This window comes from Capnocytophaga granulosa ATCC 51502 (assembly GCF_000411115.1).
In the GTDB taxonomy this organism is placed as follows: domain Bacteria; phylum Bacteroidota; class Bacteroidia; order Flavobacteriales; family Flavobacteriaceae; genus Capnocytophaga; species Capnocytophaga granulosa.
In genome coordinates, this window is record NZ_KE150252.1 from 1 (window position 1) to 1964 (window position 1964).

General features: G+C 33.9%; 3 protein-coding genes. All 3 read right to left on the reverse strand.

The window, feature by feature from the left end; genetic code table 11:
* Positions 1 to 389 (reverse strand): hypothetical protein (locus tag HMPREF9331_RS04935; RefSeq protein ID WP_016421353.1); only part of this gene is annotated, 389 nt, incomplete at its 3' end.
* A 12-nt stretch (positions 390 to 401) separates the two neighbouring features.
* On the reverse strand, positions 402 to 1403 hold the full coding sequence (locus tag HMPREF9331_RS04940; RefSeq protein WP_016421354.1) for a LysM peptidoglycan-binding domain-containing protein: 1002 nt from the start codon (positions 1401 to 1403) through the stop codon (positions 402 to 404).
* Positions 1404 to 1426: 23 nt separating this feature from the next.
* Positions 1427 to 1964, reverse strand: a 538-nt coding sequence (locus HMPREF9331_RS13100; RefSeq protein ID WP_016421355.1) for a TssN family type VI secretion system protein, incomplete at its 5' end; no start/stop codon positions are given.

Here is a 1964-nt window from a genome sequence, read left to right on the forward strand (position 1 = left end):
GTTACTACCTCTGATGTTATTTTAAAGGTATCAGATTTTACTTCTTGGTCATTATAAACAGCAGCAATATATACCTCTCCACTTTCTTTTTCTTGATTAATGATTAAATCAGTTGTTATATCAGAAGAAAGTAAAGGGATAGAAGTTTCTGCTATTCCGTATCTATCAACCAATACGTCCTGACAAATTATAGTTTTTTCATCGCCTTGGCATAGGTAAAGGTCAATAGTATCTCCCTCTAAACCTTGACATTCAACAAAGGCTTTGAGCGTATCTTGATAGCTTACTTTTGTTTGCCTACCACTTCCTGTTTTAAATAGAGATAGTTCCAATATCTTAGCTTCTTCCTCTTTAAAAGCAGTGCTTTCTGTATTATTTTCTGATCTCATATCTAATTATTTTTAAGGTTTTCTAATATTTATTACATTCTTCTGATATAAATGCCCTTTATAAACAATTGATAACTCGGCATCAACATTAATGAGTTGTTGTGTTTTTCTATCTGTTGTATATACAAATTCTAAATCACTTTTAAATGGGTTCTTATCATCTACTACTACAAGACCTTTGAATAAAGCTTTTAGATGGTAATTCTCTTGCGACTCTCCTTTTATAGTAGTTATAATCTGACTATCTTCAAAAACTACTTCTGATTCTAATTGATAAGGTATAAATGTTGTCTCATACAAGGGGCAAAACTCCTCTTCCCACTTTTCATTGTCTTTATGAAACCACTCCATCTTAGGAAAGAGTATTTGGTTTACAAAGGACATTTGTAGATGTGTTAACATATATTCCTTATTAGCTAATCCTCTCCAAAAAGCGTCAATATAAGTTTTAGAAAAATCACCTTTGAAATAGTCTTCTAAATCTTTGTGTTTTTGTTTGAATTGAGTTACAATCTCTTTGTAATTATCTATATCTGTAATACCTCCATTTACAGAAATATGATATTTTAGAGGTTCTATGGCATTCATACAAGCCACAGCTAAGTCAGCAATTTTTGTTTCGTCCTCTTCATATTTTCTCTTTAGGTTCATACTCCAACCTTTCTCAGCTTTTTCTAATAGTAAAAGGAGTTCATAACTATTCGTTAGTTCTTCCTCTGAAGTAGTCTGTATTTCTGTTACTAAATAGTTTTTTGCATAAAACTTCTTATCCAAATAACGCGAAGGACGCTCTAATTCTTTTTGTACAGCCTGTTGATGTCCTTGCAAGGAAGCGAGTTCTTCCTCTGAAGGAACTATAATGCGCTCTGTCTTAGAGGTTAGTTTCTGTTCCAATAGTTCCCATAACTCACAACGCATATTGTGATAATGCCGCAAGTCATTTACTGAGATTTGAAACTTCTCAGCAATAGATTGTAAGGTATCACCTTTCTTTACTTTGTATATACGACTCATAAGCGTATTATTTTAGGGTTATACTATTGAAATTCATAGGTTTCTTCCTCTTCCTCCTCTTCTTTAGGTTTATTGTCTACGCCTTCTTTTCGTATACAGAATATCACACTGTTCTCAACGATGTTATTGGAAAGAAGTGTGCCATCAGGGATAATAAACCGCGTTTTCTCATACCACTTAGGTTGCAAATAGAATATCCAATGACACAAGCCATTGTCATCTTCTGTTTGTATGGGTTCATTAAAGTGTTTTTCGTTGTAGTCTAATACAAAACTGTAGAAAAGTCTCCCAAAATCAATACGTGAGGGTGCTTTTGCTCTAAAAGAACTGAAATTCTCATCTGTTTCTTCCTTCTTTACTACTAAAGAGATGAGTACCAAATCACGCATTTCCTCATCCTTGATACTTCCTCTTTGTTTGTAATCAGCAGGGAACTGCCAAGACTCGTACTCCACAGGAGGTATGCTGATAGCTCTGTTAAAACTATCATTAAGCAAGGTGGGGACAAAAAACCACAAGAAATGCATCAACATCCAATAAGCAAAGATTACGTCATTGAGG